Raw genomic sequence first — 27,000 nt, forward strand, 5'->3', positions numbered from 1 at the left:
AGGTTTTTTTAATCCAACTTATAGAAAGGTTGGAGCGCAGCGACTTCCTTTCTATTAGTTGGATTTATCCCGAATAGAAAATCACTAAAATTTTGATCTGTAAATAAAACTTCCTGATTTTCTTATTCGGGATCCTTCGATGTTCAACAAAATCATAAAAGGAGTGAGCGACTGCACTATTGCATTAGTTGGATTTATCCCGAATAGAAAATCACTAAAATTTTGATCTGTAAATAAAACTTCCTGATTTTCTTATTCGGGATCCTTCGATGTTCAACAAAATCATAAAAGGAGTGAGCGACTGCACTATTGCATTAGTTGGATTTATCCCGAATAGAAAATCACTAAAATTTTGAATGGTAAATATTTCTCCATGAGCCATTTAATTCGAAGCAAAAATCTCCAATGTTACAAACTGCCCACGGATCCCCAGTCCCATAGGGGAGCAGCTTTACCTCTAGTCATAAATTTTAGTACCTATTTAATTCGAAGCAAAGATCTCCAATGTTACGCACTGCTCACTGCCCACTGCTCACTGTTTACTGCCCACTACTCAACGCCAACTCCTCATTTTTCCCAATTGATTCAAACTGCCTGCGTAATTCATTTTCATCAGCAACCTTAAATACAAGATCGTTTACAGTAGAACCGTTAATTAAATACTTTTTAGTAGCAATTTCTGTTTTACCATCTACAATTCTCATAGCTACTATTGTTGCATACTGACCACCCGGAAGATTTTGAAATTCAAATCCACCTGTAAAACGTTTACCTGTCATCACACTGGATATATCATTAAAAACGATACGCACTGTTGCATCATAGGTGGAATCTAAAACCACAAATAAATTTGTTTTAGGTATTTGCGGATCAGTGAACCGATCACAATTTATCCAACCTAATTGCGCGGAAACCATTAAATATCTGTCAGCTTCAAAGGAAGCAGTAAATTTTTTTTCCTCCGGTTTATCATTTACTAATAACTTCGTGGGAATTTTTTTTGGATCGCGAACCCAATTCATTTTAACAGGGATCATCATTTTCTTAGCTTCATATATATTTACACTTGTGATCCAACAAGGACTGTTTTGAAAAGCTACTACCAACTGCGAATCGGCGTATGTTCTAATGAAGGGTGATGTATACACCTTGATGGGTTGTCCCTCTGAATTTACACTAAAGTTGACATAAGATGTTGCATTCAGAATAATTTCTTTTTTTGAAGATGCTTCATCAAAACCATCCGGGAAAACATACTGACTGTGCAAATATTCATACAATGCACCAATTCCACCGTCAAATTGTGTTTTTACTTTTTTTCCCTTTTTATAGTATCCACATAGGTTATAATTTCTATCGTCATAAAACATCAAATTACCTCTGTTTGCCGATACCCAATTTATACCATCCTCCGTTTCTTTACCATAAAATAATTCCATATTTTCTTTTTCTGTTGAAGATGGAATTTCTATATTATAATATTCACCGGCTTTTATTTCAACGATCCTACCGCCTGCACTTGCATCTAAATAAACCATGCCGGCCGTCTCAATTAATTGATTATTAGAAGTTGTGGAAAGACCTTTAAACAAAAAATCGCTGGTGGAAAGATATTCTGTAACAGAAATTATTATGTCTTCACTCACCGGCATTTTATTATCGGCATAAACAAAAATTCCGGGATCAAATTTCACAGTGGTACCTTTCTCACAGGTAATTACGGAGAGACTTTGCGGATCAATTTTAAATTCTTCCCTTACAGGTGCAAATCCTTCCAGTCGTTCATAAATTTTGTTGTTAATCTGCTGTGATCGAACGGAATTAAATACCGGTAATTCATCCACGGATTCAGTGGCAGCAAGAGTGTAATTTAGAACAGGTGGAACGGGATCATCCGAAGTTAGATCATTTTGATTTTGAGAACAGGAGAAGTTTAAAAATGCGCAGAGGGAACCAAGTATCAAAGAGTGGAAATATCTCATAAATACAGTTTTAGGTTGTGAAGTTTCCTTAAAAACGCAAAATCTACATTAAAAGTATATTTTAAGTTAGGAAGCCCAATAAAGTTACAGGAAATAGAAATTTCAGTAATTTATTTTTGCAAAAATTGCATCAATAAACTATGAAAATGATGCACACCCTTTTCCATTTTTGGAGAATACCTTCCTCTGAAATACAATCTTGAATGGAGTCCTCTGTGTACACTTTCCACTACTTCTTCATCTTCCATTTCCACCGTATTTAGATCTGATCCTGCACCGGTATTATATTTATTTTCATCAAAAACATAAGTAATAAAAGAAACAATGGTTTTATCTTTTCCCTGTGGGCGGATAATATTGAGCGACAATCCCCAAGGGTAAAAATTAAACATCATGTTCGGAAATACCCAATAATAATATGCTGCAATTTTTTTCCCGAAGTCAGGTGAATTCTGTGGCAGATCAAAAATTAATTCACCTTCTTTAGCAATGCCTAATTGAAGATTACTGTAATCAAAAAGATGCGTTTCATAACTCCCATAATCAATTACTTTATTCAATGATTTATGTACGAAGGGAATATGAAATCCCTCAAGATAATTATCACAATACAAGGCCCAATTTGCATTAATGCTGTAATCTTTAGACAGGTCTTTTTTTAATTTAAGTTTATCCCAGGGAAACCAGGGAATTCTATTTGTTATACCACTTAACAAATGCGCAATATCCATTTCCGGAAAAAGGGAGGCAAAATATAAACCCCCGAATTTTTGCAAATGCACCATACTCAGATCATCCATTCTTGTAGGAAAATTTTGTGCCTCCTCAAATTCAGGCATACTTGAAAATTTACCATCGGGTTGAAAACAACGGCCATGATATCTGCATCTAATAATGGAGGACTTTGTTTTTTCTGTTATCAAAATAAATCCTCGGTGTGTGCAAACATTTGAAACTAATTTTGCATCACCATTTGCATCAATACTCATAAGTAATGGCTCATCCAGACAGCCTTTCATAAAATCTACAGGGTATAAATATCCATTTTCAGCATAATCATTTTCATCACCGATCATCTGCCAGCTTTTAGCAAAAACGAGTTCTTTAATTGCCGAATATTGTGCTTCACTTAAATAAAAATCTCCTGTAGGAGTTGATGCCAATGTGATATCTTTATCTATCATACCAAACTTTATATTGCTCAAATTTACTGCAACTTGGGGGAAGAAAAACGGTTTAAATAAACAATATTGCATTTTTTTAAAATTATTGTCTCAAAACCATGTGTTATTTTTGTACTCATTCAAAATTAATAAATAGGAGCACGGTTAAAAGCAATGCGCATCATCTTTCTCGGCGAACAATTTTCATATCACCATTTAGCTGCAATAGCTTTTTGGGGAAAGGAAAATGAATTTATATCAGCTCCTAATTTTAAATCTTTAATACATCAGGTAGTAACCGGTGAAGTTGATAATGGAATTATTGCAGTTGAAAATTCTTTAGCGGGAGATGTTCCGGGTAATTTTGAATTATTATGTAACAGTGATGTTGACATCTGTGGGGAAATTATCCTCAAAATTGAATTGCAATTAGCAGCAATTCCCGGAGCGATGATAGATCATATACAAACTGTTTACAGTCATAAGATGGCGATAAGGGAGACAACAAAATTTTTCGATCAATATCCCGGTGTAACCTTTGTTGAAACTGCTTCCACTTCTTCCGCAGTAAAATTAATTGCAGAAAAACATTCACCTGATCTGGCTGCGATCGGGAGCCAAACGGCAATACAACATTACAAACTAGTTCCAATCGCAACAGGAATTGCGAACTCCTCCGACAACAGAACCAGGTTTTTATTGATCAAAAACAAATCGTTGCCACCTCTTACAACCAATTATCCAGGGAAAGCATCTTTAATGCTACGAAGCGACGATGAGGAGTTTTTAAACAATTTGGTATTCGACTTGCTGGATAAAAAGGAGATTGGGTTTGTACGCAGCATGGAAGATGGATCTGTGTATATCGAAATGGGATTAACAAATAATTTTCAATTCGATAATACTAGGCGTGAAATGGAGGAAAAAGGCATACTGGTGAGGGTTTTGGGAGTTTACCACCCAGGTATCACGGTAGAGGGGTTTTGAAGGTTTAAAAATTATTATGTTACTTTGTCCACATCCAATCCACATTAATACACGTATATATAATAACAGGCTATGAGTAAGGACTTAAAAATAACCCCGGTTTCTGAATGGGGATACAACTTTGGAACACCATTTATAATGGCTGGGCCATGCAGTGTTGAAAGTGAAGAGCAGGTAAAAGAAACTGCCCGTTTATTGAGCAAATATCCCTTTGATATTTTAAGGGGAGGTATTTGGAAACCACGTACCCGACCAAATTCTTTTGAAGGAATTGGCAGTGTAGGTTTAAAATGGTTGAAGGAAGCCGGCAATGAGATCGGCAAACCAGTGGCTACCGAGGTAGCGAATGTTAAACACGTATATGAAGCGTTGCGCATGGGAATTGATATTTTATGGATCGGTGCCCGCACAACTGTAAATCCTTTCGCCGTGCAAGAGATATGTGATGCTCTGCAAGGCGTAGATATTCCGGTTTTGGTTAAAAATCCTATCAACCCTGATCTCGAATTGTGGATCGGAGCTTTCGAACGTTTAAATCGTTCGGGTATCACCAAATTGGCTGCTATCCACCGTGGATTTTCAACACACGAAAAATCAAAATACCGGAATATCCCACGCTGGAACATTCCAATTGAACTAAAGCGCCGCTTTCCTGAACTTCCTATTGTTTGCGACCCTAGCCACATTTGTGGTAATCGTGAGTTACTAAGGGAGGTGGCGCAAACAGCGTTGGATATTGGATTTGAAGGAATTCATCTGGAATCGCATATCAATCCTGATAAGGCTTTAAGTGATGCTAAACAACAGATCACCCCTGAAGCATTCGGAGAAATGATCAGCATACTGCATTCACGCGAATCTTTAGAACACAATCCATTTGCGGAAAATCAACTTGAAATTTTACGTGGAAAAATAGATTCACTTGACAACTACCTTCTGGAACTTTTGAGCGAAAGAATGGATGTTGTTAGAGAAATCGCCGATTACAAACGCGAAAACAATCTCGCCATCGTTCAACCAAGTCGCTGGACGGAAATCTTAGAAAGCAGATTATCCACAGGTGAAAGAAAACATCTTACCCAAAAATTTATCAAAGAATTATTTCACGCCGTTCATAAGGAGTCGATCCATCATCAAACGGAAGTGATGTTGACTGAGGTGAAACCGGAGGTTAAGTAACTAGGATTTAGGACACGGGATATAGGACACGGGACTTGATAAAGGACAAGGGAAATTGGACAGGGGGACTTTAGTTTGATTTTGGGGTGATGATTTTACTATAATTGAAATAAAATTGTAGAAAATAACTATTTTCAGGACGTTCCGTTTGATTTGTCTTTTATTAAACTCCATCCATTCCCTATAGACATTGTGCTGTCGTTACAAGAAATAAGACTTTAATAGATTAAAATAGAACTTTTAATTCTAACTGAAACTATTAGTCAATAAGTAAATCATTCAGGATAAACTGTGTGGTCCTTTTTTATCCTTTACCCAACCTTCCTTCCTTAGACCCTTAGGACCTTCCCCTTCGAATCTTCGAAACTTCCCCTTCGAATCTTCGAAACTTCTCCCTTCCAATCTTCGAAACTTCTCCCTTCCAATCTTCGAAACTTCTCCCTTCGAATCTTCCTCTATTTCTTGCCCACAAACGAACCCAACATACCAAGTGATCTTTGATACCATTCATCTTCGAGAATAAAATCAAACATGATGGTGGATAAACATGTTGTAGCGGTACTTCCTTTGTCAATTTCTTCCACAGTCAGACGATATTTTCCGGCGGGCAATTTTATTTCGTAAACATTTAAAATTGTAAGGTCGATAATGGAACTGCGGTATTGCGATTTATTTGCACCATTTGGATTAATAGTATTTCCATCAAGATTGGTGAGTAAAATAATATCAGGTTTGGATGATGCATCGAATACTGCGCGACTACTTTGATTTCCATTATAAATTTTAATTGCGCGGGCAGGTTGGGTTATTTCAAATTCAATATATTCACCTGCACCGGCACCTGCAACACCCTCGCACCAACATGTTTGGCGACCCAAATTCTCAACACCTAAATAGGAGGAATCATCAGCGTAATAATCGGCAATATCAAAAGCAAAAACAGCATTTCCCGACTCTTTAATTGAAATTGCCGGTTGATTATTTTTACAGGTATTTGAGATCATACTATTTAATGACCCGTTATTATAAATCACCTCCTCTATATCTTTTGCGAAAATATCAAAACCAGTAGGATTTCCAGTTTGGTAATAGGGAATAGAATCAGAAAATGCGATCAATGATGTGGGTTCATAAAATCTTTTATCCATTTCCATATCTGTTTTTACCCAGCTGGATGCTTTCATATTAATTACTGCGGATGGAATTAATAACTGCTCGGTATATAAATTATTATTATTACATTTATTCATTCCCCGAACATCAAAAAATGCAATTCTATCGGTTGCGATCGGAGTTACATCTTTAAAAATAATTACCTGACTTCTGTCGCCACTTGTTTTGGATGTGTAATTATTCATTCTTTTAGGCATAACAGGAGTAGCACTAAATAGATCATGTTCGATATATAATGCGTCTATTTTTCCTGCCCAATTTTTTTCATATCCCAGATCGTAGGAAGTAAATGTTTCCTCCTGCCCTACTCCCGCCATCATTGCAGGCATTGCAACAAATGCCATGATAGTAGTTTGTTCGTCGGGAGAAAAATTCATGTCAACTATAAATTTTATTTCCATGCGCAACACTTCCGTGTTTTTTGGCATATATAATGGTGTTTCATCTACAAATTTAATTTCACACATTATCTTTTTGATATTGATCCTTACATTATTTCTAAAAAGATCAATTTGAAAACCCATTGCTTTTAAATTATCAATACTAATATATTTTCTAACAAATAATCTGTTTTGAAAATTGTCGCGAATTTGTTCGCGTGTATCCAAAGCGCGGTCTTGCACCGAAAATATATCACTAAAAGTAGTAATGGTTGCCAGTTTGTCTAACATTTCTGTCCTTTTACCATATTCAAATTCGTTGAAATAGATATTTAAAGGCATAACTGTATTCACAGTGCAAAAAGAAGAAGTGGTATTTTTTAATTCATATATCACATCGTACTTTACAAGAGTGTCGAATTCACGTACATGAATTAATTGTTTTTGCAATGCAACTCCAAAATTCGGCCCATCTGGATGTATGTTCCCTGTTGAAATGGAAAGTCCATTAAAATTGGAATTATTTTGTGCAAAAAGAGAAATAGAAATAATACTTAGAATAATTAACAAAGACTTTTTACGCATAGTGTATATTAATTTTAAAACTGAAACCGATATTTATTTATAAAAATCTTCACACCGGTGAAACAAAGGAATAAAATCCAATATTTCGCCCAGGTCGCTAACCTTTACTTTTCCAAACATAACTGCCATTTGAGCGTTGGTTCTCCCCCACTCCATGTCTTCATAGGTAGAATCTTTGGTAGTCACAATACATTTAGGAGTGTCGTGCAAACCTTCCTCAATATTAAGGGTTCCGTCTGCAATGCGAACTGTGAATTGTCCACCATTGTCACCCGAAATGTCCAAATGAAAAATAGTTTCAAATCCCGGTTCTGCCTTTTCAGGCCTGAATCGCTCCTTCAGGGACATTACTATTTCCCTTGCTGTAAGTGGTTTTTGCATCATTTTTGAATATAGCCGCTAAGATAAAGGAATGTAATTTAATTTTACGCAGCGCTAAACACAAGCATCATGCCTGAACAACAAATAAAATGCAGAATCGACAAGTGGTTATGGGCTGTACGATTGTATAAGACCCGCAGTCTGGCTTCCGATGCGGTCAAATCAGGGAAAATAAAGGTTAAAGGAGATTCGGTAAAACCATCTTTTGAAGTTTTTGTTGGACTGGAGTTCACAATTCCGCGGGGAGTTGTAAAATATTCTTACAAGGTAAAAGCAATAACCGATAAACGTGTTGGGGCTCCACTCGTTATAAATTTTCTGGAAGATACCACCCCTGAGGAGGAAAAAATGAAACTCACCACCCTTGAATTTATGCCTGCTGCTTTCCGGGAAAAAGGAACAGGGAGGCCGACGAAGAAAGAAAGGAGGGATCTGGATGAATGGAAGGGCAATTGAGAATTGAGAATTGAGAATTGAGAATTTAACAGCCAAAAAAACAATTGACAATTGATAATTGACAATTGACAATTTAACAGCCTGGATTTGGGAAACATTGGAGCTTTTGATTTCTTTTCATCAAGTTACTACATTACCTAAGAATTGAGAATTTGAACAACCAAAATATTTAGACTAACTTGTCACTCCTACTTCCTTGTCCTATGTCCTATGTCCTATGTCCTATGTCCTATGTCCTATGTCCTATGTCCTATGTCCTATGTCCTATGTCCTATGTCCAACTCTCAATTCCCCTTATATTCTTCTTTCACTAATTCCGGAAACAGGTGTTCAAATTTTTCTACCTTTTTTCCGACAACATAAATACAATAAGGTTGATCCGGATTTTTGGCGAAATAATCCTGGTGATAATCTTCGGCAGGCCAGAAGGTCATTAAAGGTGTTAATTCGGTAACAATTTTATCGGAATAGTAACCGGATGCAGTTAATTTTTCGATGTATTTTTCCGTCTCCGTTTTTTGATTTTCGTCGCTATAAAAAACTATGGACCGATACTGAATCCCCACATCATTTCCCTGACGGTTTAATGTTGTAGGATCATGCGTTTTCATATGAATTTCCAAAATAGTTTCATAGGAACATTCTTTAGGATCAAAAATAACCTGAACACATTCTGCATGACCGGTTGTATCGGTGCAAACTGCCTGGTATGTTGGATTTTTCATTGGTCCTCCGGAATAGCCCGAAAGCACACTTTTAACACCTTTTACTTCTTCAAAAATTGCCTCTGTGCACCAGAAACAACCACCGCCAAAGGTGGCTTTTTGCCAACCGTTTTGGGCGATCTCTTCATCAGTATATACTTTCCTCATAGCAAGAATTTCTTTGTTGGAATAATTATCTGCCTCCATGCCATTTTCTGGCTGCTTTGCGCCACAACTCACAAAAACTGTGACCAATACCATTAAAACAGGCAAAACGAACAATTTGTTTTTCATTATCAGATTTTTATTCATTTACGCAAACATAACCCCTTTGGTTGGTGTAAAAGTTCAGCTTTTAACAAATCTTAATACAAAAATGACCTTTTGTGACATGGAAATCCCGAAAACCAATTAAAAGTTGTGGTTCATGTTCAAAAATTAAGCGAACCCAATATTAATAAATTCTATATTTGTCAGGCTTAATCAATTTATGGATCGAATACGTATAGCAGTTCATGGCGGTGCAGGCACCATGCCTAAAAAATATATGACCCCTGAAACAGAGTCAGCTTGCAATAGTGCTTTGGAAAATGCCTTGAGAGCGGGTTATTCATTATTGGCAGAAGGTGCTGAAGCTGTAGATGCTGTAGCTGCAGCGGTAACAGTCCTCGAAAATTTTGAATTATTTAATGCAGGCAAAGGTTCGGTGTTCACAAATCAGGGAACACACGAAATGGACGCAAGTATTATGAATGGAAAAAATTTAAAATCCGGAGCTGTTGCGGCTGTTAGTAATATTAAAAATCCGATTCAGCTTGCACGCGCTGTTATGCAACATTCAGAACATGTATTAATGTTGGGAGAAGGTGCTGAAGCTTTTGCAAAATTGCACAATATTGAATTTGCTGATGATGATTATTTTTTCTCTCAATTCAGGTTTGAACAATGGGAAAGAGCTAAAAAAAGAAATATGATAGTTTTGGATCATGTGGATGATAAAAAATTTGGCACAGTTGGCGCTGTTGCTCTGGATAAATTTGGAAATTTAGCCGCAGCAACGTCAACAGGTGGTATGACAAATAAAATGTTCGGCCGTGTTGGTGATTCGCCGTTAATTGGGTCAGGAACCTATGCAAATAATAATACTTGTGCAGTGAGTTGCACTGGTCACGGAGAATATTTTATCGAGAATGTTGTTGCATATGATATCAGTTGTTTATTGGAATATAAAGGATTATCACTGAAAGATGCTACCAATTTAGTAGTGATGGATAAATTAAAAAAAATTGCGGCGGAAGGTGGATTAATTGCAATAGATAAAAATGGAAATATTTGTTTGCCATTTAATACGAAGGGAATGTATAGAGGATGGATGAAAGGAGAAGGAGATTTTTTTACGGGGATTTATTGAGACGACTTTTAAATAATTATCATTCTCGAATCGACTACTGGGATTTTATTACTTCGTAATTAAAAGAAATATCGAATAAAGAATAAAGATCCCGTAAGTGTCCGGGCAGGCATTAATCGGAACGACGACCTGTTAGTTTTAACTCCGAATTAAACCTTGGGAAATAAAGAATATTAATCGGATCGGCCACCCAATAGATATTTTCTTCGCATTAAAAAAAAAGAATAAAAAATAACAATCAAAAAATAAAAAATAACAATCGGATCGATAGCCCACAGGTTAATCCTCCGTATTAAACCCTTTTAACTCCTTCAACACTTTTCAAACCGTCTCCGCAACAACGCTCTTTCTTGTTTTCATATCATACCCCATCCCCTTAGAAAATAAATTAAAGATCATATTTTCGAGGTTGAGCATTTTTCCTTTTCCTTCTTTAACGGAATTATGTTGTAATTGGGTGCCGTCCATTATTACAACCAAACCATTACCAATAATTTCGAGATAACGTTCTTCTGTAATAACCACCGCTGTATCTTCACTAATTCCGATGCCGGTCATATTGGGATGTTCGGCAACTGCAACCATTAATCTTCCAAAACGACCTCTGTCTACAAAATGGGAATCAATTATTGCATTATTTATAAATCCGAGTCCTTCTATCATTAATGCTTTTCCACGAATTAAAGCCTCTGTGGGAGCACCTCCATTTATCATTTTTCCACTTTGAGCCATGGCTCCTGCGCTGGTTCCGGCTATTACAAAATTGGGTTCGGTTTTGTATCGATGTTTTAATATTTCTAAAAATTCAGTCCCACAAAATATTTCACTTAATCGGGTCTGATTTCCACCGGTCAGCATTATTCCGTCGCAGTTTTTTATTCGCAATAAAAAATCTTTTTTTTCTGTATCACTTTTCTTGCGAATATTCATTACTGCTGCATCTTTGCATCCCAGAGAATGAAATGCCTTATCATATTCTCTTCCAACCTGAGTTGGGATGCCCGAAGCTGTTGGTATGATCTCAATTACGGTATTTCTACCTTTCATTTCCTTCAAGATCCTTGCTAAAACATCTAATTTTTCCTTTTCAAAATGATTGCGATTTTCTGCACCACCTATTGCGATCAACTTACCCCTGGAAGACATGCATTATTTTTTGGTCGGACAAATATATTACTAACTTCATCTTCGCTTAACCGCAATATCCACAATTTAGTTTACACAAGCCACAAAAGCCTTCAATTACTTGTAGTTGCCAGTATTTGATTCAACCCGATAATAGAGGCAAAATTTCAGGAATTTTATTCACTAATAAACCCAAATTTCAATGGATTTTGCAGCAAAAAAATTTGTAATAAAATTTTACCTATTTTTAACCCAAACGTTTTAGAAGTATGAAGATAATATCAACAGCGGTGATGAAGGGCCCGAATTACTGGAGTATTCGCAGGCATAAGTTAATTGTTATGCGCCTCGACCTGGAAGAAATGGAGGAGATGCCAACCAATAAAATTCCCGGATTTCGCGAAAGGTTAGAGCAGATCATACCTTCTTTATATGAACACAGATGCAGTGAAGACCATGCCGGAGGTTTTTTTGAGCGGGTGGTGGAAGGAACCTGGATGGGTCATGTGGTGGAACATATAGCGCTGGAATTGCAAACCTTGGCTGGATTAGATACGGGTTTTGGAAGAACAAGAAGCACTTCCACAAAAGGAGTTTATAATGTTGTTTATTCGTATTTGGAGGAAAAAACCGGATTATATGCCGGACAGATAGCCGTTGATTTTTGCGAAGCATTAGCACGTGGAGAAGATTATGATATTGCTCCGCATATAATGAAGATGAAAGAAATTCGCGAGCAGGAGCGGCTTGGACCTTCCACCGGAAGTATTGTGGAAGAGGCTATCAAAAGAAATATACCTTTTATCCGATTAAACAGAAGATCGCTGGTACAATTAGGTTGGGGAATTAATCAAAAAAGAATTCAGGCAACTATTGCTTCCACCACTTCAAACATTGCAGTTGATATTGCCTGTGATAAAGAAGAAACTAAAAATTTATTGAACCAATTAAATATTCCTGTTGCAAAAGGTGGAAGTGCTTATGATGAGGAAGACCTGGAAATAATTATAAAAAAGATCGGATATCCCATCGTAATTAAACCCATTGATGGAAATCATGGTCGCGGTTCCACAATGAATATTAAAACATGGGATGAAGCGGTAGCCGCATTAAAAAAATCGAAAGAAATTTCGCGTTGGGCAATAGTGGAACAATTTATTGTTGGATACGATTATAGGTTGCTCGTAATTAATTACAAATTTGTTTCCGCAGCATTAAGAAAACCTGCAGCAATTGTTGGCGACGGGAAACATACAGTAAAAGAATTAATTGATATTGTTAATCAAGATTCCCGAAGAGGTTACGGACATGAAAATGTTTTGACATCAATAAAGTTAGATGATCATACATTGCGTTTATTACAAAAATTGGGGATGGATGAAAATTCCGTTCCTGAAGTTGGTCACGAAATTGAATTAAAATCCACAGCAAATTTATCTACCGGAGGTACTGCAACCGATGTGACGGAAATAGTACATCCATACAATATATTTACTGCAGAAAGAATTGCACGAACCATTGGTTTGGATATTTGTGGAATTGATATTATGAGTCCGGATATATCTGTACCTATGACAGAAAATCGCGGAGTATTATTGGAAGTAAATGCAGCACCGGGTTTTAGAATGCATCTTGCACCAAGTGAAGGTATAGGAAGAAATGTTGCCGAACCGGTTGTAGATATGTTATTTCCACTAGGCTCTCAAGGTCGAATACCAATTGTAGCCATTACAGGAACGAATGGAAAAACCACCACTACCCGATTAACTGCACATATTGCAAAAACCATGGGATATAAGGTTGGATTTACCACCAGCGATGGTATATACATTCAGAACAGAATGTTGGAAAAAGGTGATTGCACAGGACCCATGTCAACAAAATTTGTTTTGATGGATCCAACTGTTGATTATGCAGTGTTGGAATGTGCACGCGGTGGTATGTTAAAAGCAGGATTGGGATTTGATAAATGTGATTATGCAATTGTTACCAATGTTACTGCTGATCATCTCGGATTAAAAGATATTGATACTGTAGAAGAAATGGCGAAGGTAAAATCAGTTTTACCTGAAACAGTACATAAAAATGGATATGCAATATTAAATGCGGATGATGATCTTGTATTTAATATGCGCAAAAATCTGGACTGTAAAATTGCTTTATTCAGTATGGATGAAAATAATCCGCGCATTAAAGATCATTGCGAGAAAGGTGGATTTGCCGCAGTATTGGAAAATGGATGGATTACAATACTAAAAGGCACATGGAAATTACGTGTTGAGAAAGTGGTAAATATTCCGCTCACCTTTGATGGTAAAGCGGTGTTCATGATACAGAATATTTTACCTGCAACCCTTTGCGGATTTTTACAGCAATTTAAAATGGAGGATATTAAAATTGCATTACAAACATTTATTCCGGGACCTGCAACTACTCCGGGAAGAATGAATGTATTTAAATTCAAAAATTTTGAAGTGCTGGTCGACTTTGCACACAACCCTGATGGATTTGAAGCGATAAGTAAATATCTTGAAAAAATAACTTTATATCCTAAAGTAGGATTAATTGGAGCAACGGGCGATCGCCGCGACGATGATATTCGCGAATTGGGAAGAATTTCAGCAAGAACGTATGACGAGATCGTAATTCGTCAGGATAAAAATTTACGCGGAAGAACGGATGTGGAAATAATGGATCTGCTTAAAGAGGGTATTTATGAAGTTAAACCTGAAATGCAGGTAATTTGTATCAACCCGGAAAAAGATTCCATTAAATATGTGATCGACAATGCTAAAAAAGGAAGTCATATCACTATTTGCAGTGACGTAATTGCAGAGGCTTTAGATTTGATCATGCAATACAAAGAACGCGATGATCAGTTTGAGTTTAATAAGGAGGAAATTCCGAATGTGCATCATGCGGAATGAGTTCTGGGTTCTGAGTTCTGGGTTCTGAGTTCTGGGTTCTGGGTTCGTGAACGCTGTGGATTCGGAGCTAAAAGTTTATGAATTATCTCTGAGTTGTGGCTTTGAAGTTCGGAAAACAAAAATGATCGGGTATTTAACACTTATAATATTACTAATTTTCTGATTCCCACAAAATTACTTTGTAGTTCAACAAATAAAAAATAAACACCTTTATCCAGATGTTTAATATTATAGGAAAAATTATTTCCTAATAAAGTTATTGGACTGCCGTTTATATTTTTAATAGTTACATTTTTGACAGGATCGAAATCTATTCCGGATTGTATGTTTACTATTTCATTTGCAGGATTTGGATAAATAAGAATATTATTCTCCTGAATGATTGTTGAAATTGCATCAGTTCCATCAACTATAACATTAAAACCCATTTCACAATTCGAAAATTCATTATTTGAATTGTCATTTATTATTCTTCCGCCGAATTCGGAGGGGCCGGTAAAATCAAATTCGTTGAAATAGTATAATAATTGCACTTCTGATGGACCGTGGATGCTAAAAAAACTATAACTTGGATTCTCAAAAATTATGCTTTCATCATCCGGGCAGACGATGAAATTTGGCGCATATAAATTTACATGGTTGGTTTGGATGTGGAAAATTAGTTTGTCGCCGTAAACTTCATCACCAATAAATGTTACGGAGGTGATTGATACGGAATCACAAGTGTTGTAAGCGGAATCGCAAAAGGTTTGGGCAGAGGAAAACCTCACTAACATTAAAAGAAATAAGGAGGAGACCAGTATCTTCATTACATTGTTTTATGTAAAGATAATTATGTGGTTCCTGATTGCTAGTTAAAATTTTAAAAATTATTGTTAAAATCAAAATGAAGTAGGTGTTATTTACCCTATAATGACAAAGTTCTATTTGCGGAACAAATGAAAAATTCTTATATTTGAGTTAATGAAAACAACCTTGCTCCTTTTGACACTCTTGACATGTCTGTGTTTGAATTTACGGGCTCAGACCTATTTTTCCATTACAGATTCGGGTTCGGTTTGGAGATATGAGACACAATGGGGTGGTCAACCCTACGACCATATTTTTTTAGAATTATCCTCTATTAAAGAGGATACTTTCTTCAATGATCATATTTATTCCAAATTAGAAGTCCTAAATCAAACAATAACGTGCATTCAAATTTCGCCGTACGAAGATTGGGAAACAAGCAGTGTATATTCAACTGCATTTTTTATTCGGGAAGATTCCATGAAACGCACTTATATTGCAAACGGTTTAGGTTGGGAAGAATTGTTTTATGATTTTAATTTAAATACAGGTGATTCACTTCCAATTTCTTATATAAATCCTGGTAATGATAACTATGTTTTTTCGATAGATTCCATTCTTATTGGAAGCGAATACAGAATACGGTATAATATCAATAGTTTTGATCATCCTGACCCATATGCTTCCATTATAGAAGGCATTGGCAGCACTTACGGTTTACTTTACCCTTTATGGCCTCCTTTTGAAACATATAATAAACTCATTTGTTATACAGATATTTATAGCAGCACTCAATTTGCAGATCCCTTGCTTACGATCAATAACAATGATGATGATATGGACGATTGTAATCTTATATATGTGGACATAAATTCACCTAAATCCGTTGAAGAAAACATAAACATTTTTCCAAATCCGATTTCAAATATTTTCTCTTTGCAATATTCAGGCAATATACATGGAGCAGGAAAAATAAAAATATTAAACATCAATTCACAAGTTGTATTTGAAAATGCAATTCAAATCTATCCCAATGTGAAAATTACTGCTGATATTACCAATATCCCCGATGGAATATATTTATTAATTTTAGAAACGGAGAACATTAATTATTCAAGTAAAATAATTAAACAATGATTTGGTAATTTTATTTGCAAATCGAAATTATAACTTAAAATAAACCTTTATAAGAGATCATGGAATCCACCACACCGCACCCCGAACGTCAACATTATCAAATTGGTTATATCAATATTATTTGTTTTTTCCTCATGTTTGTTTTTTCCTCATGTTTGTTTTTGGATTAAGTGGAGGAATTTTTCCTATGTACAGTCATGGGCAAAATTTTTTATGGAGCCTTGCAAATGCTTCGTTTATAACCGGGTGCATACTTTCGAGTGTACAATTAGCGGATAAAAAATGGATCCTACCTGCCGGAGGGTTTATTTTAATATCCATTGCATTTATAGCCTTTTTTACTCTAATACCTTGCGATACTGCTGAAAAAATACATGAGGTTGCAAAAAACGTATTACTTATTTTACCTGCAATGGCAATGATAAGCACCTATAAACCATTTCCTGTATGGGTTAAAATACTGGGATTTATTTCCTGTATTCCCTTTATTCTGATACTCATTTTTACAAATATGAATATGGAACAATTTGATTTTAATCTTACATTCGGAATCGGCTATTTTTTGATCGAATTAACGGCAGTGGTTTGGGGAATTTATTTCATAAAAGCCTTGAAAAAGGAAGCTAAAGTGTAAATAGCAGTTTTTTCACTTTAAATATTATATTGATCCCAATAGATTAAATGCAATTTTTATTTAATTTTTAATTACATATCAAATATCTCCCCCCAAATACTTTTCTTCTTTTTGTGTTGCGGATATCCTTGCTGGCCTTTGTCGTAGTATTTACGATCATCGTCATCATCCTGTTTTTTCTGACCGGATTTTCCGTGAGAATAGGTTTCACCTGTGCGTTCAAAAATTTTATCCAACTCGCCACGATCAAGCCAAATACCACGGCATTCGGGACAATAATCAATTTCCACACCTTGGCGGTCGGCTATTACAAGGTCTTTATCTTTACAAACCGGACATTTCATAGTTTCTGTTTTATAGAATAAACTACAAATTTTGAAAAATGTTCAAATTTAAAACTGTAAATTAGTCTTGCACTATCAAACTCTTTTCCAAAATTTCTTTCCCCCCAAACTCAATCGAAAATCTCCATACACCAGCAATCAATTCCTCCTGGGCCTCAAAAACATAACTATGTCGTCCGGTAGAAAAATCGTGGGGTAAATATTTCATGGTGTATTGAATATCATGCACGTCACCTTGGGTATCGGTGATCCTGATCTTCATTGTAAGAGGGATAGATATATTATCAGGCGATGCAATAATCTTAAAATGGAATCCAAAGGAGTTGCCTAGTAACATTGGGATGGTATCCGTTTGTTTTATGAGTTTATCTGGGTTGGAAGCTTCAAACAAACCAAAATCAACCATGGTTGCTGATTTAATTTCCTGTGCATTAGAAAAAGTGACAAGAAAAAGGAGAAATGATAAAATTACAGTGGCTTTCATAACTTTTTTATATAAAGATAACAAATGATCAACAAAAAAATCGGATTTAATTATGTCTATTTTTGCGATCTTACATGAATCTATTCATCATTTCTCATGGCGCTCAATCCATAAGCTTAGTAGCAGGTTTGTTTATAATTTCTGCACAGTTTATACTTTGGCGAGACGTATATAAACGAAGAATAAGTCCTGGAATTCTCTCCTGGTTCGGATGGTTTTTGTTGATGGGCGTTAGTTTGATCGCCCAGATCCTGGTAGATGGGTGGAAATGGAGTTTGACCGGTTTAACCATGTCGGCAGTGGGTTGTTTTGTGATATTTACAACCGCACTCCTCATGAAAAATTATCTGCTTAAAAATACAGACTGGGTATTTTTATTTTTAGGATTGATCTGTTTAATAATTTATTTAATTTCCAAAGATGCATGGATAACTACCGGCTTTGCTATACTTGCCGATTTTGTAGTAGGTATACCAACTCTGTTGCATGCATACAGAAATCCGAGCTCACAAAGATCCAAAGCATGGATGCTTGCATTTATTTCCTGGTTATTTACATTGATCTTATGTGTAGGACAGCCAATACTTTACACATTATTCCCGGTGTATTTATTTTTATATAACGTGGCGATGTTAATACTTACGAACAGAAAAATAAAAACGGCTGAATAAATTAAATTTTAACTGTTTTTCATCTCACCAACGTAAAGTTTCCTTGAATTAATTTTTCACCATCATCAGAGTTATATTTTAAATAGTACACATAACTTCCTATGGGTTGTAATATATTATTAAAGGTGCCATCCCAACTGAAATTTGCAGCATTTCCATCATACACCAATTCACCCCATCTATTATATATCTGAAATAAAATAATTTTGGAAGGATCGGAAATAATTACAAATAAACCATCATTAATTCCATCTCCATTCGGACTAAATGCATTGGGAACAGCAACATCATCGCATAAAGTTACACGCAAGGTATCCGAAGGATCGCTGCACAATAAAGAGGAGGTAACCCAATATAGTCCGGCCTCTGAAACAATAATTGATGATGTTGTTTCACCGTTGTTCCAGAGATAATTTGGTAAAATAATATCCACACTTATAACAACTTCATTAATACCTGCAACAGGACATAAAATAAGATCTTCACCCAGATCAATATCCGCATTCAGATTCGGATCCTCTGTAATGGTTATTTCATCCGTAAATATTTCACAATCACTTTCTACGGTAATTGAATAGGTTCCCTCATCGGTAACTGTTATACTATTTGTGGTTTCACCTGTGCTCCATTCGTACGTATTAAAACCAACGGGAGTATTTAATATTATTTCCCATTCACCCTCACAAACAAGTGTATCATTTCCAAGTTCAGGAAATAATCCAATTGGATCAATTACCTGCACATTAATGGAATCAATAAATGTTGCACAATCTGCAAATCCGGTTACATAATAAATTCCACCTTCTTCAATTGTAATGGAGGAAGTTGTTTCTCCGGTATTCCATAAATAATAATCATAACTTGGTGAGGCCTCCAAAGTATAGGGCAGTGCATTAAAACATATCTCTATAAAATCATCAGAAGTATAAACAGAATCTTCCACAAATAATATTTCTGCAGTATCTGAAATTACACCACAACTTGTTACAAGATCCACCCAATATATTCCTGTTTCGAAAACCGTTATACTTTGTGTTGTTGCACCGTTACTCCAGAGATAACTATCGGCGCAAGAGGGTGCAGTTAATTCAAAAGGGCTACACACAACAGTATCCGGCATTGCCATCGCCAACATAGAATCAACGGGAGTAACAATTACATCATCTATAAATAAATATACCACAGAATTTGCATCAACCGTTCCTCCGGTGTATGCTACTACATCAATAGCATCAAAATCATGATAATTACCAATACAGACCCATTCCTCCCCTCCTTCCGCTTCAAAATATCCGCAAATTTTTGTCCATTCAGCCGGTGGATCGATATAATTTCCGGTTCCATTATTCTCGATCTGTGGTGTAACCGGGAGAACATCATAAGTTCCGGCATCTCCAACCTTATCTTCAGAAAAATAAGCACCTATGGCATCTGTAGTTGCATGTGTAATTCCGAAAAAATCGGATTGTGTAGCCGGTGCGCTCCAAAATTCCACGTAATAACATTCGCCTGCAATTAAAGGTGATGTGAGCTGCGCTTGAGCATATTCATAATAAGAACTGCCCGTATTCACCCAAAATCCTCCATAAGCAACACCGGTATGGGCAGGTTGATCGAGACTGAATAAATTATCAGGCACATTCACCCAAGAGCCTACCCCTGCACAGGAATTAAAATAATCGGAGGTGCCGCCTGTTCCTGAAAACCAATCGGCTACATAGGCATCATCAAACCAGGTAAACCCTGATATTCCGGCAGGGCATTCATTAATATCTTCAAAACTATAATTCGGGACCAAATTGAATTGCGCTGATATAATAAGAGTATTAGTAATTGAAAATAAGAGGAGGAGTAATTTTTTCATGTTAAAAATTATAATTGTTCAAATTTATATAAAACAAATTAAAGATAGCAGGTTTAGGATAAAGTATAAATACAAAAATTGGCATTTATCGGAACATTGCATGGATATATTTTGAAAAAGAAAGTTTATTTTTATCAAAATTATTCCGGATTGAAAAATGATCAATTTGTATTGAGATCGTGGCATATTTATGTTGCATTGTTAATGGGAACCATAGTTCGCTTGGCATATGGAATATATGCACAAAACTGGATGAGCGCACCGGATCAGATCGCATGGCAACTCAGTATAGATGAAGCTGTTGCAAACGGAGCAATTAGTTACAGATCGCTTATCCACTACCCACATGAAGGTGGAAGTATTTTTATTTCACTGATTGCAATATGTTTAAAGCCATTTGAAAATTTAATGCCTCCTCTTTCATTAGCTGCTTTGTTAATTGAATTATTTGGAAGATATATTCAAATAAAGTTTACACAACGATTATTTGGTTCGAAGGTGGCAGGGTGGTTTGCGGTTTGGACCATTTTATCAATTCCTCTTGTGTTACCATGGGCAACATTAAATTTCGGATTGCACTCGTTGTTGTCTTTTTTACCCTTTGTATTTTTATATTATTTAACGCAATACCAATCTAAATATTCAAAATTCCTGTTGTGTGGAATAATTACAGGATTATCTCTATCCCTTTCCTATAACAGTATGATCTTTATTCCTGCATTTATTGTTTACACTTTTTTTACTCTTACAGATATTAAAAAATCGTTGATTTGTATTAGTAAATATTTAGTCTTCACCTTTCTTACTCTCATACCTCATTTGGCTGCGAGATACTTTCTCGACAGTGGATTTAATTTACAGGACGATCCTGTATTTTCCATTCGCGGACTGACTGCGGAAGGAACTATGAGTGGAGAACAGCTCAGCAATTTCATTGTCAGCTGGCATCGTGTTTTACCTGCCTCCTTTTTGTTATCGTCAATATCATTTATTTCCACTTATCTGCAGCGCGATCTGGTTTTTGTTTTTTTCATGATCACAGTAGTATTGATCTCTGTGAGATTCCGAAACAATAACACAGCGATATATTCTGCTTTATTACTTGTTTTTTTATACTTATTATTCTATGCACTCAGCCCTTTTTATGCAGATGAAATTGATATGAAAAGTTACGTTTATTATCGGCACATCACTTATATAGCTCCTTTAATTGCGATGATCATGATATATGCGTTTGGTCGATTTAAAAGCCTTAATTTGTATTTACTGATACCCTTTTTATTAATTTGCGGAACCGGTAGCATAATGCTGATAACGGAAACAGAAACCAGAACTAATACAACTTATGATGCCGCCGGCTGGGTACTTGCACAAAAATATGGTGATGATGTGGAGAAATTAATGTCAATACATGCTATTGCACCGGAAAATGAAAAAAAAGAATTAATGTCAGGTTATGGTTGGGGATTAACAGCGGTAATTTTAAATGACAAATCTGGAAATGACAGTATGAGTGTAAATCAACTATTATTGATTTTAAATAAATTCCCTTCTGTTCAACAAGAATTGCTGTACGAAGGAGTAAATCATGCTTTCAATAAAAACATCACCCCACAACTTGATCCACAACTTTTAATATTGTTAGAAAAAAAATGGGAGATTAAATAAAGTGCCCAGGGATAATTATCCTATCTACTTAGATATCCATCCCTGCTATATTACAAATCACCACTTTCTATGACCCTAGTTAGTTACTGCTTATCGCTTTACTTATAACTTTATACTGTAAAATTAAATATATGAAAGCCTTAAGATCAGGATTGATTTTAGGTGCAATGGTTTTGGTAATTCTAGTTTCGCCTCAATGTAACATTACACCTTCGCTTAATGAAATAGACAATTTTCAAACAATAGATTTACGGGAATCCTTTGGTGATATTCCATTAAATGATCCGGAGAGTTTTACATACAATGGAATCAATTCCGGATTGTATCCCTGGGGAAATCAATTGATAAGCAATAACTACAAAACGAATTACATAAATACTTCAAAAGCCATACGCCCGCTGAACAGTTCCGGATTGCAAGCCAAAGATGGAAAGATTGCAATTTTGGGTATTGGCGGAAGCAATCAATTTATTGTGTATAACGGAATTAAAAATGCCTGGCTGAATGATGTGGGCTTTGGTAAAAAACTGGTATTTATAAATGCAGGAACAGGAGGAAAAGATCTGCCGGATATTATTGATCCGAACGCTTCCTATTGGTCAAGAATAAAAAAAATATTGGATAGTAATTTCGTAACCGCGTCACAAATACAAATTGTTTTTTTGCATTGAAGACGATTTTAAAAATTCTGATACTTCATTTCAAAGGGCCTATTCCATCAGGGATCAATACATAAATTTGCTAAATACAATAACCATTAAATATCCCAATGTAAAGTTGATATTTATTGGTGACCGAGGATATAATGGATATGCAACACTACCAAAATACAATGAGCCCAGAGGGTATTTGAATGGATGGGCAGTTAAATTTTTAGTGGAAGATTATGTTAATGGGATGTTACCGCAATATCCTTTCATAAATTGGTTAGAGTATTACTGGGCAAATGGTGCAGAACCCCGATGGGACGGATTAACCTATCTTCAAAGCGATTTTACTGCACCGGAATACACACATCTTACACCTGAAAAAGCTAATGCTTTAGGATTAGTTACACATGGTAAATTAAAACAGGATGCGGGTGCGATGTATTGGTATAAATAGATGTAAAATAAGTATGTTATCAATTTTGTCTTATGATGTTAGTGTATTTTATACACTAATAGGAGGAAGTTCAAATCAATTGCACATTTTACAATAAAAATAAAAAAGCGCAGTATATACAAAATACCGCGCTTTAATTATTTCAAGCAGTTTCTTAATGTGTTACTATAACTTTATCTGATGACAATAATGCACCATCTGAATTAAATACCTGCAAAAAATAAATTCCTTCCGATAAATGTTCTGTGGAAATTGTTTCTTCAATGGAATTTAATTTTTTAGTTTCAATAAGTTTACCTTCCAAATTAGTAAAAACGCAATATGCATTTACAATATTAGTACCCGTAGCAACATGAATTATTTCGTTTGCAGGGTTCGGATATACCATAATATTATTTTCGCCATTTAAAAATTGCACCCCAATTCCCTCTACCTCAAATGCGAGATCATCTAAAAAGAATATTGAACCAAGAGTTCCATAACTTGCCTGACCTGCAATTATTGCTGTGTCGGGGTTTCCGGCTAACAACCAAAATATGTCTGCTTCAAACAATGTCCATTCTGATACCGTGGCAATTGTGCTAAAAGTAGCTGTTCCTACCAATTCGAAATCGCCGGCAATTACACTTCCACGTGTAAATTCGGCATAAATTACTGAGGAGTCGCCAACTACGGCTGGGTTATGTTTATAGTAACCCAAAAATGTATTTGGTCGTTCTGTATAAGGGAAACCTATAGTTAACCCAAATGTAACAAGATCAAGTGATGCAGAAATTATTCCTCCATCCTGAATATCTCCTTCGGCATTCAATTTAGTAATAAGTTTAACTGCAAAGTCACCCGAATGAGTGTCAGTTGATTTTTCACAGGAAACAGAACCGGGAATACCCTCAACATTGTCGGAAACATAACCATCAGGATCTTCGAACATTCCTAAAACATTGGTCCAGCTTTCGAAACCACCGTTAGGCACTTGCGACCACGCTGATGAAATAATGAGAGTGAAAAGAATAAGTGTGGGTAGATTTTTTTTCATGTTTTTTAGTTTAGAATATGAAGATCGGGATTAATTTTTAGACCGCCAATGATAATAATCCATGTATGTTTAAATTCTTAAATCGCAATGGGTTTTAACTATGCTTTTATTCAGGTAATCGCCCATGTACAGAGGTTTTTTAAACATTTTACACAGTAATTCAATTAAAATAACCAAAAAACAGGACAGCATTCAAAATTTGGGAAACAGTTAATTGTACTGCATTACTGCCTGAAAACTAGTCACTTATGGTCAATGCCTTTTCAATTCCATGCGATGGAACTCAAATTATTAACATCAGTTAGTATTTCAAATTCACCCGTGGCTGAAAAGTGCCGTATTTTAGGGACGCCAAATAAAACAACACACATGGTAAAACCCGAACTTAATAAAAAACTGATCGCCTATTCTTTGTTCGCAAATGCCTCCTTAATAGCAGGAAATGTAGCAAATGGACAGGTTGTGTATGTTGATATTAATCCGGACGTTGTGTTAGATGTTGCCGGGGAAGAATATTTACTTGATATTGATGCAGATGGTGAGGCGGATTTTCGTTTTGTGAATACCTCCTTTTTGGTCCCTTCAGCACCTACATTTACCTATACTTCCAATATCAGTTTTATGCGACAGGATCTGGCTGCGGGTCCTGAAATTTCTCAAAATGCCATTGCAGGTTTGTCGGATTATATTGAAGCTGCATCCGGTGGTTTTACGCGATATTATCCATATCGCATGAATAAAAATAATATCATCGATTCAAGTCTGAGCTGGCAAAATCCCGAATCACAAGTGTTAGTTGTGAAGGAAGTTATAAATAGTAATGAACAACCGGTAAATTCCGGTGGTTATTGGATAGGCGATGCTATTGACAAATATCTTGGGATTCGTTTTAAGGATGAAGATAATGAAAAACATTATGGTTGGGTGCGCTGCGATGTTTTAAATGATGGGCGCACACTTATAATAAAAGATTATGCAATTGAACTGGAAGCCAATCAGGCAATTCGTGCCGGATCACAATTGGCGATCAATGATAATGTAATGGAAGCAAATGTATTCTTTGACCAGAATATGATCCATGTTATTTTCACAGCACGCCCTGAAGAATATGTTCAATTCAGATTATTTGATCTATCGGGAAAACAACTTTTTCAAACTCAGATCATAGATCAGGATATTAAATTGGAAGTGGACCTGATGCCGGGCATATATGCAGTAAAAATGACCTCCTCTACGGTTGATCATGGTAGTACTCTATTTATAAAATAATTGAATTTAATTCGGTTTTCATCCTACTAAAGGGAAAAGTATTTCTCTCCGGAAACTTTACACATTTGTAGTTCCAATTATGTATTTTTGGATCATTACTGACAAAATTATTGATATGAAAAGGTATTTAACACTTCTGTCAATTTGTTATATGAGTTTATTTAATATTTTAAGTTGCAAATCGCAGGACTATATAATTCCGCCGCAATATATTGCCGTAAAGCCCTTTCATGGCGGCATTGCAGCCGTTAAAACCAATGATCTATGGGGATTAATAGATAACACAAATACTATGGTCATCACCCCGCAATTCGCTGATATAACTTACTCATCCGAAACTGGATACAGAGTTATTTTTCCTGATGGTAACAAAAAACAATTGGTGTTGGAAGATGTAGATCCGGGTTATACTTTATCCGACATTTCTGAAAAAAAATATTATTTTACCAAACATGGGAATTTACAATTAATCAGTAAAAATAATTTGGTAGGAGTAGCAAAGGAGGATGGCACGGAATTAATATCACCACAATTTGACGAAATTATTTATTTAGGACAGGATCTGTTTATCTGCAAGGAATATGGGGAAGGCGATTTTCTGATTAACGATAATGGTAAAATACTATTTCATGAAATTATGGGAGAAATAATTCCTGAAATCAGTTACGATAGAATTCAATATAGAGGCAACGATAAATCAGGAATGATCGACACTACAGGCAGAATATTAATGGCTAAAAAATATTGGAGATTTATATTTGCGGGCAATTGTATAGCCTGTACAGAAGGCGGAAAACTAGCACTAATTAATAATAAAGGAGAAAAATTAAGCGAAGCTATCTATGATGAAATAATTCCACTTTCAGAAAATAGTTTTATTGCATTAAATACTGATAATGGCAATGGAACCATTTATGATGCTGAAGGTAATATTGTTGTAACCAATATATTTATTGGTGATGGGCGGATCGTAGATGGACTGTTACCTGCTAAAAATCAAGATGAAAAATATGGATATATTGATGCAAGTGGAAAAAATATAATTCCATATACCCATTATTATGCCGCAACATTTTTTGAAAATGGAACAGCCGTATTTGGTGAAAAAATTGCAGAATTCGAATATGCCACGGGATTAATTGATAAAACGGGTACAATAATTTTACCCGCTGAATATCAACAGATATATTATAAGAATGGAATTTATACCGTTATTAAGGATGATAAATTTCAACTTCTCGACAATTCATTACAAGCTGTAACACCATTATTTAGCGAACCCATCGAATATTTAGGGCATAACATTTATGCAACCTATAAAATGAAAACTAAAATAGAATACAATAACCCAAGTATTTGGTTTGGTACAAAGGGAGGATTTAATTTATACAAGGAGGGAATTGTAACCGGAATTTATACGCTAAAAGGAAAAAAACTGATAGATGGAAGTGATTACGACCCAAAAGAAGCTCTTCCGGAATGTTCTGAGGGTTTGATAGCAATTAAAAATAAAGGAAAATGGGGTTTTATACCCTGTGATCAATAAA

General features: G+C 35.6%; 24 protein-coding genes. 13 read left to right on the plus strand and 11 right to left on the minus strand.

Annotation, left to right across the window (positions count from 1 at the left end):
• Window positions 1-539: 539 nt before the first annotated feature.
• Complete coding sequence (locus tag IPI31_16580; protein ID MBK7569438.1) at window positions 540-1,982, minus strand: hypothetical protein; 1,443 nt, start codon at window positions 1,980-1,982, stop codon at window positions 540-542.
• A 110-nt stretch (window positions 1,983-2,092) separates the two neighbouring features.
• Window positions 2,093-3,238: a Rieske 2Fe-2S domain-containing protein gene (locus IPI31_16585; GenBank protein ID MBK7569439.1), complete on the minus strand. Its 1,146-nt coding sequence runs from the start codon at window positions 3,236-3,238 to the stop codon at window positions 2,093-2,095.
• Between the two features lie 81 nt (window positions 3,239-3,319).
• On the opposite strand from IPI31_16585, the gene IPI31_16590 reads away from it, so the two are divergent.
• Together IPI31_16590 and IPI31_16595 are read left to right on the plus strand one after the other, a co-directional pair.
• A complete protein-coding gene (locus IPI31_16590) occupies window positions 3,320-4,132 on the plus strand; it encodes a hypothetical protein (GenBank protein MBK7569440.1) in 813 nt (270 codons plus the stop codon).
• Window positions 4,133-4,204: 72 nt separating this feature from the next.
• The gene (locus tag IPI31_16595) at window positions 4,205-5,311 is read left to right on the plus strand and encodes a bifunctional 3-deoxy-7-phosphoheptulonate synthase/chorismate mutase type II (GenBank protein ID MBK7569441.1); all 1,107 of its coding nucleotides are present in this window, start codon (window positions 4,205-4,207) and stop codon (window positions 5,309-5,311) included.
• 455 nt (window positions 5,312-5,766) lie between these two features.
• On the opposite strand, the gene IPI31_16600 is transcribed toward IPI31_16595, so the two are convergent.
• Window positions 5,767-7,449, minus strand: coding sequence for a hypothetical protein (locus IPI31_16600; GenBank protein ID MBK7569442.1), 1,683 nt, complete (start codon window positions 7,447-7,449; stop codon window positions 5,767-5,769).
• Window positions 7,450-7,482: 33 nt separating this feature from the next.
• A complete protein-coding gene (locus IPI31_16605; protein ID MBK7569443.1) occupies window positions 7,483-7,830 on the minus strand; it encodes an SCP2 sterol-binding domain-containing protein in 348 nt (115 codons plus the stop codon).
• Between the two features lie 69 nt (window positions 7,831-7,899).
• Here IPI31_16605 and IPI31_16610 point away from each other — a divergent pair, with 69 nt between their 5' ends.
• Window positions 7,900-8,286: an RNA-binding S4 domain-containing protein gene (locus tag IPI31_16610; GenBank protein MBK7569444.1), complete on the plus strand. Its 387-nt coding sequence runs from the start codon at window positions 7,900-7,902 to the stop codon at window positions 8,284-8,286.
• 284 nt (window positions 8,287-8,570) lie between these two features.
• On the opposite strand, the gene msrA is transcribed toward IPI31_16610, so the two are convergent.
• Window positions 8,571-9,284, minus strand: a complete 714-nt coding sequence (gene msrA / locus IPI31_16615) for a peptide-methionine (S)-S-oxide reductase MsrA (protein ID MBK7569445.1) — start codon at window positions 9,282-9,284, stop codon at window positions 8,571-8,573.
• Between the two features lie 196 nt (window positions 9,285-9,480).
• Between msrA and IPI31_16620 the strand changes: the two genes are divergently transcribed.
• Window positions 9,481-10,401: an isoaspartyl peptidase/L-asparaginase gene (locus IPI31_16620; GenBank protein ID MBK7569446.1), complete on the plus strand. Its 921-nt coding sequence runs from the start codon at window positions 9,481-9,483 to the stop codon at window positions 10,399-10,401.
• 321 nt (window positions 10,402-10,722) lie between these two features.
• Here IPI31_16620 and IPI31_16625 read toward each other — a convergent pair whose 3' ends face one another.
• On the minus strand, window positions 10,723-11,547 hold the full coding sequence (locus tag IPI31_16625) for a cyanophycinase (protein MBK7569447.1): 825 nt from the start codon (window positions 11,545-11,547) through the stop codon (window positions 10,723-10,725).
• 248 nt (window positions 11,548-11,795) lie between these two features.
• Between IPI31_16625 and cphA the strand changes: the two genes are divergently transcribed.
• Complete coding sequence (gene cphA / locus IPI31_16630) at window positions 11,796-14,453, plus strand: cyanophycin synthetase (protein MBK7569448.1); 2,658 nt, start codon at window positions 11,796-11,798, stop codon at window positions 14,451-14,453.
• 140 nt (window positions 14,454-14,593) lie between these two features.
• On the opposite strand, the gene IPI31_16635 is transcribed toward cphA, so the two are convergent.
• Window positions 14,594-15,262 (minus strand): T9SS type A sorting domain-containing protein, encoded by a 669-nt coding sequence (locus IPI31_16635; GenBank protein ID MBK7569449.1) that lies wholly within the window; start codon window positions 15,260-15,262, stop codon window positions 14,594-14,596.
• 154 nt (window positions 15,263-15,416) lie between these two features.
• Between IPI31_16635 and IPI31_16640 the strand changes: the two genes are divergently transcribed.
• Complete coding sequence (locus tag IPI31_16640; GenBank protein MBK7569450.1) at window positions 15,417-16,379, plus strand: T9SS type A sorting domain-containing protein; 963 nt, start codon at window positions 15,417-15,419, stop codon at window positions 16,377-16,379.
• A 187-nt stretch (window positions 16,380-16,566) separates the two neighbouring features.
• Window positions 16,567-17,013, plus strand: a complete 447-nt coding sequence (locus IPI31_16645; GenBank protein MBK7569451.1) for a hypothetical protein — start codon at window positions 16,567-16,569, stop codon at window positions 17,011-17,013.
• A gap of 71 nt (window positions 17,014-17,084) precedes the next feature.
• Here the strand turns inward: IPI31_16645 and IPI31_16650 are convergent, their stop codons facing one another.
• Both IPI31_16650 and IPI31_16655 read right to left on the minus strand, forming a co-directional pair.
• Window positions 17,085-17,357: a zf-TFIIB domain-containing protein gene (locus tag IPI31_16650; protein ID MBK7569452.1), complete on the minus strand. Its 273-nt coding sequence runs from the start codon at window positions 17,355-17,357 to the stop codon at window positions 17,085-17,087.
• A gap of 61 nt (window positions 17,358-17,418) precedes the next feature.
• Window positions 17,419-17,841 carry a DUF3859 domain-containing protein gene (locus IPI31_16655; protein MBK7569453.1) on the minus strand — a complete coding sequence of 141 codons (423 nt, stop codon included), beginning with the start codon at window positions 17,839-17,841 and terminating at the stop codon, window positions 17,419-17,421.
• Window positions 17,842-17,915: 74 nt separating this feature from the next.
• On the opposite strand from IPI31_16655, the gene IPI31_16660 reads away from it, so the two are divergent.
• Complete coding sequence (locus IPI31_16660) at window positions 17,916-18,512, plus strand: hypothetical protein (GenBank protein MBK7569454.1); 597 nt, start codon at window positions 17,916-17,918, stop codon at window positions 18,510-18,512.
• Window positions 18,513-18,531: 19 nt separating this feature from the next.
• Here the strand turns inward: IPI31_16660 and IPI31_16665 are convergent, their stop codons facing one another.
• Window positions 18,532-20,376 carry a gliding motility-associated C-terminal domain-containing protein gene (locus IPI31_16665; GenBank protein MBK7569455.1) on the minus strand — a complete coding sequence of 615 codons (1,845 nt, stop codon included), beginning with the start codon at window positions 20,374-20,376 and terminating at the stop codon, window positions 18,532-18,534.
• 78 nt (window positions 20,377-20,454) lie between these two features.
• Between IPI31_16665 and IPI31_16670 the strand changes: the two genes are divergently transcribed.
• The 3 genes from IPI31_16670 (at window position 20,455) to IPI31_16680 (ending at window position 23,148) form a co-directional block, all read left to right on the plus strand.
• Window positions 20,455-22,044 carry a hypothetical protein gene (locus tag IPI31_16670; GenBank protein MBK7569456.1) on the plus strand — a complete coding sequence of 530 codons (1,590 nt, stop codon included), beginning with the start codon at window positions 20,455-20,457 and terminating at the stop codon, window positions 22,042-22,044.
• A gap of 131 nt (window positions 22,045-22,175) precedes the next feature.
• The gene (locus IPI31_16675; GenBank protein ID MBK7569457.1) at window positions 22,176-22,715 is read left to right on the plus strand and encodes a hypothetical protein; all 540 of its coding nucleotides are present in this window, start codon (window positions 22,176-22,178) and stop codon (window positions 22,713-22,715) included.
• 67 nt (window positions 22,716-22,782) lie between these two features.
• Entirely contained in the window at window positions 22,783-23,148 is a 366-nt protein-coding gene (locus IPI31_16680; GenBank protein ID MBK7569458.1) for a hypothetical protein, read from the plus strand.
• A 154-nt stretch (window positions 23,149-23,302) separates the two neighbouring features.
• Here the strand turns inward: IPI31_16680 and IPI31_16685 are convergent, their stop codons facing one another.
• Complete coding sequence (locus IPI31_16685) at window positions 23,303-24,184, minus strand: T9SS type A sorting domain-containing protein (protein MBK7569459.1); 882 nt, start codon at window positions 24,182-24,184, stop codon at window positions 23,303-23,305.
• Between the two features lie 276 nt (window positions 24,185-24,460).
• On the opposite strand from IPI31_16685, the gene IPI31_16690 reads away from it, so the two are divergent.
• Together IPI31_16690 and IPI31_16695 are read left to right on the plus strand one after the other, a co-directional pair.
• Window positions 24,461-25,453 carry a hypothetical protein gene (locus IPI31_16690; protein MBK7569460.1) on the plus strand — a complete coding sequence of 331 codons (993 nt, stop codon included), beginning with the start codon at window positions 24,461-24,463 and terminating at the stop codon, window positions 25,451-25,453.
• Window positions 25,454-25,568: 115 nt separating this feature from the next.
• Window positions 25,569-26,999 carry a WG repeat-containing protein gene (locus IPI31_16695; GenBank protein MBK7569461.1) on the plus strand — a complete coding sequence of 477 codons (1,431 nt, stop codon included), beginning with the start codon at window positions 25,569-25,571 and terminating at the stop codon, window positions 26,997-26,999.
• Window position 27,000: the final 1 nt, after the last annotated feature.

This window comes from Bacteroidota bacterium (genome assembly GCA_016706865.1).
Taxonomy (GTDB): Bacteria; Bacteroidota; Bacteroidia; order Chitinophagales; family BACL12; genus UBA7236.

Coding starts and splice junctions, on each gene's coding strand:
- IPI31_16580 (MBK7569438.1), bottom strand. CDS start 1,982: ATGAGATATTTCCACTCTTTGATACTTGGTTCCCTCTGCGCATTTTTA.
- IPI31_16585 (MBK7569439.1), bottom strand. CDS start 3,238: ATGCAATATTGTTTATTTAAACCGTTTTTCTTCCCCCAAGTTGCAGTA.
- IPI31_16590 (MBK7569440.1), top strand. CDS start 3,320: ATGCGCATCATCTTTCTCGGCGAACAATTTTCATATCACCATTTAGCT.
- IPI31_16595 (MBK7569441.1), top strand. CDS start 4,205: ATGAGTAAGGACTTAAAAATAACCCCGGTTTCTGAATGGGGATACAAC.
- IPI31_16600 (MBK7569442.1), bottom strand. CDS start 7,449: ATGCGTAAAAAGTCTTTGTTAATTATTCTAAGTATTATTTCTATTTCT.
- IPI31_16605 (MBK7569443.1), bottom strand. CDS start 7,830: ATGCAAAAACCACTTACAGCAAGGGAAATAGTAATGTCCCTGAAGGAG.
- IPI31_16610 (MBK7569444.1), top strand. CDS start 7,900: ATGCCTGAACAACAAATAAAATGCAGAATCGACAAGTGGTTATGGGCT.
- msrA (MBK7569445.1), bottom strand. CDS start 9,284: ATGAAAAACAAATTGTTCGTTTTGCCTGTTTTAATGGTATTGGTCACA.
- IPI31_16620 (MBK7569446.1), top strand. CDS start 9,481: ATGGATCGAATACGTATAGCAGTTCATGGCGGTGCAGGCACCATGCCT.
- IPI31_16625 (MBK7569447.1), bottom strand. CDS start 11,547: ATGTCTTCCAGGGGTAAGTTGATCGCAATAGGTGGTGCAGAAAATCGC.
- cphA (MBK7569448.1), top strand. CDS start 11,796: ATGAAGATAATATCAACAGCGGTGATGAAGGGCCCGAATTACTGGAGT.
- IPI31_16635 (MBK7569449.1), bottom strand. CDS start 15,262: ATGAAGATACTGGTCTCCTCCTTATTTCTTTTAATGTTAGTGAGGTTT.
- IPI31_16640 (MBK7569450.1), top strand. CDS start 15,417: ATGAAAACAACCTTGCTCCTTTTGACACTCTTGACATGTCTGTGTTTG.
- IPI31_16645 (MBK7569451.1), top strand. CDS start 16,567: ATGTACAGTCATGGGCAAAATTTTTTATGGAGCCTTGCAAATGCTTCG.
- IPI31_16650 (MBK7569452.1), bottom strand. CDS start 17,357: ATGAAATGTCCGGTTTGTAAAGATAAAGACCTTGTAATAGCCGACCGC.
- IPI31_16655 (MBK7569453.1), bottom strand. CDS start 17,841: ATGAAAGCCACTGTAATTTTATCATTTCTCCTTTTTCTTGTCACTTTT.
- IPI31_16660 (MBK7569454.1), top strand. CDS start 17,916: ATGAATCTATTCATCATTTCTCATGGCGCTCAATCCATAAGCTTAGTA.
- IPI31_16665 (MBK7569455.1), bottom strand. CDS start 20,376: ATGAAAAAATTACTCCTCCTCTTATTTTCAATTACTAATACTCTTATT.
- IPI31_16675 (MBK7569457.1), top strand. CDS start 22,176: ATGAAAGCCTTAAGATCAGGATTGATTTTAGGTGCAATGGTTTTGGTA.
- IPI31_16685 (MBK7569459.1), bottom strand. CDS start 24,184: ATGAAAAAAAATCTACCCACACTTATTCTTTTCACTCTCATTATTTCA.
- IPI31_16690 (MBK7569460.1), top strand. CDS start 24,461: ATGGAACTCAAATTATTAACATCAGTTAGTATTTCAAATTCACCCGTG.
- IPI31_16695 (MBK7569461.1), top strand. CDS start 25,569: ATGAAAAGGTATTTAACACTTCTGTCAATTTGTTATATGAGTTTATTT.